Here is a 6,639-nt window from a genome sequence, read left to right on the forward strand (position 1 = left end):
GCGTCTTCGGTATGCGCGCCCCGGTTTCTTGTGCACGTGTGGGAGGACGAGTCGACATGACCATCAAGGACACCGCCGAGGAGTGGCAGGTCCGCGCGAGCGACACGCCGTTCACCGGCAAGAAGACCGCCGTGCGTGCCGACGACGTGGTCATGCCCGATGGCTCGGTCGCCCGCCGCGACTATCAGGTGCACCCCGGTTCCGTGGCCATTCTGGCCCTCGACGAGCAGGACCGTGTCCTGCTCGTCCGCCAGTACCGTCACCCCGTGCGCCAGAAGCTGTGGGAGATCCCGGCAGGGCTGCTCGACATCCCGGGCGAGAACCCGCTGCACGCCGCCCAGCGTGAGCTGTACGAGGAGGCGCACGTCAAGGCGGAGGACTGGCGTGTGCTGGTCGACGTGTACACCAGCCCCGGTGGTTGCGACGAGTCCGTGCGGATCTTCCTCGCCCGCGATCTCTCCGAGGCCGAGGGCCGGCGTTTCGAGGTGGAGGACGAGGAGGCCGACATGGAGTTGGCCCGCGTCCCCCTGGACGAGCTCGCGCGGGGCCTCCTCGCCGGGGACCTGCACGCCAACTGCCTGGCGGTCGGGGTTCTCTCGCTGCTGGCGGCACGCAACGGCGACGGCGTCGAGGCGCTGCGGCCGGCCGAGGCGCCGTGGCCCGCGCGGCCGTTCGTGTCCTGAACCCGTCTCACGGCAGCCTCACCTCACCAGTCCTACGATCGTTTGATCCGGTCGGGCGACCTCGCGGCCCTGCTCCGCCCAGATCGTTGCAGAGCGTGAACTAGGCTCGGGAGATGCCCGGTCCGGAGTCCCGGCGGGCTTGCTCGTGCGGTGGGACGGGAGTGTGGCCCGTGGTGGATCAGGCGGTGGACACCGGGGGTGCCCGAGTGACCGGAACGGGGCGGCCCCCGGCTGTCGAGGCCGCCCCCACGGACAGTCAGTTCCTCGGCCGCGCAAGAGAGTTGAAGGAACTGCGGGCCGATATCGACCGGGCCGGGCTCAACACCATCGCGGGCCGAAAGGCGCCCCACGCGCGCGTGCTGCTCATCGCGGGCAGACCCGGCTACGGCCGCACCGCGCTCGCCGAGGAACTGGTCCGGCAGGTTACCGAGGGTTACCCCGACGGTGTGCTGAGGACCCGGCTCACCGAGCCCGACGGCACCCGCGTCCCGATCGAACGGGCGGTCCAGGAACTGCTCGGCGCACTCGGACTGCCCACCCCGGCCGGCGCCGACGAGGACGACCTCAGCGAGGCGCTGCGGGACGCCCTGGCCGATCGCCGGGTGGTGCTCCTGCTCGACGACGCGGCCGACGCCGAGCAGGTCGACGCGCTGCTGCCGGACAACCCCGACGCCTTGGTCGTGGCGGTCTCCGAGGGGCCCCTGACGGGTATCTCCGACGTCCGCCCGTGCACCCTGGGGCAACTGGACACCAAGTCCGCCGTGCGGCTGCTGGAACGCTTCACCGGCTCGGTGCGCATCACCGTCGACCCGCGCTCCGCCGAGGTTCTCGCCGAGGTGTGCGCCGCCCAGCCCGCCGCGCTCCGGCTCGCGGGCGGCTGGCTCGCCGCCCGGCCCACGGCCGCCGTCTCCGACCTCGCCAAACAACTGCGCGCCGACGAGGACGACACCCCGGCGCTCACGCGGGTCTTCAAGCTGTCCTACGCCTCCCTGCCGAGCCCCGCCGCCCGGATACTGCGACTGCTCGCCCTCGCCCCCGCCGGGCTGATCGACCCGCACATCGCCTCCGCGCTCGCCGGATGCTCGATCGGCGCGGCCCGCGACGCACTGGACGACTTCGTGGCCCTGGGCTTCCTGCACCGCGTCGACTCGCCCCTGCCGCAGTACGAGGTCCCCGGCTGCCTCCAGCCGCTGCTGCGGTCCATGGCCGAGACCCAGGAGAAGCCGGGCGAACTCCGGCTGGCCCGGGCACGGATGCTGGAGCGGACGGTACGGCTGCTGCAGTCCTGCCGGGCCATCACCGAGACCGACAGCCCGCTGGCCCGCGAGAAGCTGATGGAGCTGCCCAAGGCCCTGCGGTTCCCGAGCCCCCGGGCCGCCGAGGAATGGCTGAGCATCCGCCGCCCCGCGCTGCTCGCCGCCGCCAGGCTCGCGGTCGCCGACGGGGAAATGGACACCCTGGCCCGGCGGCTGATGTCCCAGCTGGTGCGGGCCATGGTCGCCCATTTCGGGACCCGGGCCGCCGCCCCCGACCTGTACGGCATCCACCGGCTCGTCCTCGATGTCGCCGTCCGCCGGCACCTGCCCCGCGAGCAGGCCGCCGCCCTGCTCAACCTCGGCGACCTGGACGCCCGTACCGGCCGTACCCAGGCGGCGCTCGCCCGCTACCGGGCCGCGCTGGACGCCGGGCGGTCCGCGCGCGACCCGTACGCGACCGGCCGCGCGATGGAATCCGTGGGCGGCGCCCATCAGGAGCTGGAGGACTACGAGCGGGCCGCCGACTGGTACGGCAGGGCGCTCGCCCAGCGGCTCGCCCGGGACGAGCGCGAGGACGCCGTCCGGCTGTACAGCCGTATCGCCGCCGTACACACCTGCGCGGGCCTCTACGGCGAGGCGCTGCGCAACTGGAGTTCGGCGCTCACCGGTTACCGCAGGCTCGGCGATGTGGGCGGCCAGGCAAGGGCGTTGAGCGAGATGGCCCGCGTCCAGGAGTACGCCGGGGAGCCCGAGGAGTCGCTGCGGACCTGCCAGGAAGCGGTGGAGTGGGCCCGGCGGGCCGAGGACACCCGGCTGCAGGCCGCGCTCCAGATGCGGCTCGCCGACACCCTGGAACGCCTCGGCGACCCGGCGGCGGCCCGACTGCACCGCGCCGCCGCCGAACGGCTGCTCGACGAGGAGCCCGGGCCCCCCGAGGACGTCACTGACGAAATCTCGCCAGAACGCGGCTCTAACGCCTATGAAATCGATAGCGCATCACCAAAAGATTGATGCATTGAAAGGCTAGACAGCGGGAACACCTTCATTAGACTGGCTGCACCGTCGGTTCTCCTGCGGTGTATCCCAGTGCGCTCCACCGCGTATGGGTATGTCATGTATTGCCCGTGCGTGTACCTCCCTGTGCATGCGGGCCCCACACCCCTCCGATCCAAGGACCGTGATCGACGTGAAGGTCGGTATCCCCCGCGAGGTCAAGAACAACGAGTTCCGAGTGGCGATCACCCCGGCCGGAGTGCACGAGCTGGTGCGCCACGGCCATCAGGTCGTCGTCGAGAAGGGCGCCGGGATCGGCTCCTCGATCCCGGACGTCGAGTACGTGACCGCCGGGGCCGAGATCCTCGCCACGGCCGACGAGGTGTGGGCCACCGCCGATCTGCTGCTGAAGGTCAAGGAGCCCATCGCCGAGGAGTACCACCGCCTCCGCAAGGACCAGACGCTCTTCACCTACCTCCACCTCGCCGCCTCCAAGGAGTGCACCGACGCCCTCGTCGAGTCCGGGACGACGGCGATCGCGTACGAGACGGTCGAGTTGCCGGGCCGGACGCTGCCGCTGCTCGCGCCCATGTCCGAGGTGGCGGGCCGGCTCGCCCCGCAGGTCGGCGCCTACCACCTGATGCGCGCCAACGGCGGACGCGGAGTGCTCCCCGGCGGCGTGCCGGGCGTGCCGGCCGGGCGCGCGGTCGTCATCGGCGGCGGGGTGTCCGGCTGGAACGCGGCCCAGATCGCCATCGGCATGGGCTTCCACGTGACCCTGCTCGACAAGGACATCACCAAGCTCAAGGAAGCCGACAAGATCTTCGGAACGAGGATTCAGACGGTCGTCTCCAACGCCTTCGAGCTGGAGCGCGCCTGTCTGGAGGCCGACCTCGTCATCGGCGCCGTCCTCGTGCCGGGTGCCAAGGCGCCGAAACTGGTCACCAACGAGCTGGTCTCCCGGATGAAGCCGGGAAGTGTCCTTGTCGACATCGCGATCGACCAGGGCGGCTGCTTCGAGGACTCCCGCCCCACCACCCACGCCGAACCGGCCTTCCGCGTCCACGAGTCGGTCTTCTACTGCGTCGCCAACATGCCCGGCGCGGTCCCCAACACCTCCACCTACGCCCTCACCAACGCCACGCTGCCCTACATCGTCGAACTCGCCGACCACGGCTGGGCCCAGGCGCTGCGCCGCGACCCCGCGCTGGCCAAGGGGCTCAACACCCATGACGGCAAGGTCGTTTACCGCGAGGTCGCCGAGGCGCACGGCCTGGAGCATGTCGAGCTGGCGTCGCTGCTCGGCTGACCGACCTCTCGGGGCCGCCCGTCCATCGTCCGCCCGACCGGCTGCTTTAAGTCACCTTTCAGTAAAAGGCGATACGTCAACACGGGTCGTCAACAGCACAATCGCGGCCGGATCTTGCCCGACAAGGTCCGGCCGGATGTGTGTATGGTCACTTTGCGACACTCGTGCAACTCGCCTCGAACGTAACCCTTCGGATGTTTCACGCACCGGTGAAACCTGCTGTGCGACGGCCCTACGCCCTTGACAGCCGCATGTTTCATTGCCGACACATCGGGCCGGGTCCGGCGGATTGTGTTGCTGCGGACGCCCGACACGCCATAGAGTCGCCGACTGTCGGCATGGTGCCACGCTGACCTGTCTAGAAGTTTCCTGGTCACCAAGGAGGTAAGACGACTTGTGAATGAGTCGACATTTACTCCCGGGGGTGGTCAACCAGGAATGCCTGTGCGGGTCTCGGAACCCGCGGGGTTCACGGCTGTCGGCTCCGTCGCTGTCCGCACCTTCGCAGCCCACCAGGGTCACCCGTCCCCGGGGATGGCCCAGCCAGCACAGATGAGCATGGATGGCCAACACGTGAACGCCACGGCCGGCGACGGAAGTGGTGGGGTCCACAACCACTTCGCCGACTACGACGAGCTGCCCGACGGGCACTTCTACGACCCCGACGCCGAGTACGAACCCGATCCGGAGTACGCGGCGACGCTCGCGCCCGACGCGGCCCGCCAGCGCCGTGAGCGCATCGGTCCCACCGGTCGCCCGCTGCCCTACTTCCCGATCCCCGGTCCGCTGACGGACCACGGACCGGCGAAGATCTTCGCCATGTGCAACCAGAAGGGCGGCGTCGGCAAGACGACGTCGACCATCAACCTGGGTGCCGCGCTCGCGGAGTACGGCCGACGGGTCCTGCTCGTCGACTTCGACCCGCAGGGCGCCCTCTCGGTCGGCCTCGGTGTGAACCCGATGGAGCTCGACCTCACGGTCTACAACCTGCTCATGGAGCGGGGCATGTCGGCCGACGAGGTCCTGCTGAAGACCGCGGTCCCCAACATGGACCTGCTGCCGAGCAACATCGACCTCTCGGCGGCCGAGGTCCAGCTGGTGAGCGAGGTCGCCCGCGAGTCCACGCTCCAGCGGGCCCTGAAGCCGCTGATGGCCGACTACGACTACATCGTGATCGACTGTCAGCCCTCGCTCGGCCTGCTGACCGTGAACGCGCTCACCGCCGCGCACAAGGTGATCGTGCCGCTGGAGTGCGAGTTCTTCGCCCTGCGCGGGGTCGCGCTGCTGACGGAGACCATCGAGAAGGTCCAGGAGCGGCTCAACCCCGAGCTGGAACTCGACGGCATCCTCGCCACGATGTACGACTCGCGCACCGTCCACAGCCGCGAGGTGCTCGCGCGTGTCGTCGAAGCGTTCGACGACCACGTCTACCACACGGTCATCGGGCGCACGGTCCGCTTCCCGGAGACCACGGTCGCCGGTGAGCCGATCACCACGTACGCCTCCAACTCCGTCGGTGCCGCCGCCTATCGCCAGCTCGCCAGGGAGGTGCTCGCCCGGTGTCACGCCGAGTGAGTCTGCCGGGGGCCGACGAACTCTTCCGTACGACAGGGGGAACGGCGCTCCAGCCGTCCACTCCCCGGCGGGGGGCCAACGGAGAGGCCCGGGTGCCCGCACCCGCCGGGGAGAGTGATGCGGCTGCCGCCGATGACGCGCCGCCGTCCGTGCCCGTGCAGGGTGGTGACGGCGAAGGGGCCGAGCATGTCGCGGCGGACTCCGGGGCCGATGGCGGGGAGCAGCCGCGCAGCCGCTCCACCGGAGCCGGGGCCGGGGTCGATCGGATCGCCGGTGCCGCCCGACGCCAGGGAGCGGCGCAGGAAGGTTCTGGCGCCGCCTCCGCCGGGGGCGGCGGTGCTGCCGCCGGTCAGCCGCGCAAGCGGGGGCGGGCCGGGGGGCGTCGGCCCAGTGGGCGGGAGCGGCACGACGAGAAGATCACCGTGTATGTCTCCGCCGAGGAACTGATGGATCTGGAGCACGCGCGGTTGGTGTTGCGCGGGGAGCATGGGCTTGCCGTCGACCGGGGGCGGATCGTGCGGGAGGCTGTCGCCGTGGTGCTGGCCGATCTGGAGTCCCGGGGGGACGCGAGCATCCTGGTACGGCGGCTTCGGGGGCGGTAGGGGTAGCCTTCGGGGGCTATGACCTCGAATGACACTTCGGCCGTCGGCGGTTCTGCCGGTCGTCGGCGTGCGCTTGGTCGAGGGCCAGGGGGTGCGTCTGGGGCTGAGGAGAGTACTTCGGCTGAGCCCGGTGGTGCGTTGTGCCCACCCGTTCCGCCCTGCGGAACGCCTGCCCACAACGCGAGCGGCAGCGACGAGGAGCCCCCCGCTGTCGTTACCGC

At 70.6% G+C, this 6,639-nt stretch carries 5 protein-coding genes; all 5 read left to right on the plus strand.

Annotated elements, in window-relative coordinates:
• Positions 1-56 precede the first annotated feature (56 nt).
• The gene (locus ACWD4G_RS00095; protein WP_451289746.1) at positions 57-683 is read left to right on the plus strand and encodes an NUDIX domain-containing protein; all 627 of its coding nucleotides are present in this window, start codon (positions 57-59) and stop codon (positions 681-683) included.
• A 170-nt stretch (positions 684-853) separates the two neighbouring features.
• Entirely contained in the window at positions 854-2,950 is a 2,097-nt protein-coding gene (locus ACWD4G_RS00100; RefSeq protein WP_451289747.1) for a tetratricopeptide repeat protein, read from the plus strand.
• A 175-nt stretch (positions 2,951-3,125) separates the two neighbouring features.
• Entirely contained in the window at positions 3,126-4,241 is a 1,116-nt protein-coding gene (gene ald, locus ACWD4G_RS00105; protein WP_451290265.1) for an alanine dehydrogenase, read from the plus strand.
• Positions 4,242-4,679: 438 nt separating this feature from the next.
• Positions 4,680-5,816, plus strand: coding sequence for a ParA family protein (locus tag ACWD4G_RS00110; RefSeq protein ID WP_451289748.1), 1,137 nt, complete (start codon positions 4,680-4,682; stop codon positions 5,814-5,816).
• Entirely contained in the window at positions 5,801-6,418 is a 618-nt protein-coding gene (locus ACWD4G_RS00115; protein ID WP_451289749.1) for a hypothetical protein, read from the plus strand. The genes ACWD4G_RS00110 and ACWD4G_RS00115 overlap by 16 nt, the downstream gene beginning before the upstream one ends.
• The last annotated feature ends 221 nt before the right edge of the window (positions 6,419-6,639 follow it).

Source organism: Streptomyces sp. NPDC002643, from assembly GCF_053592555.1.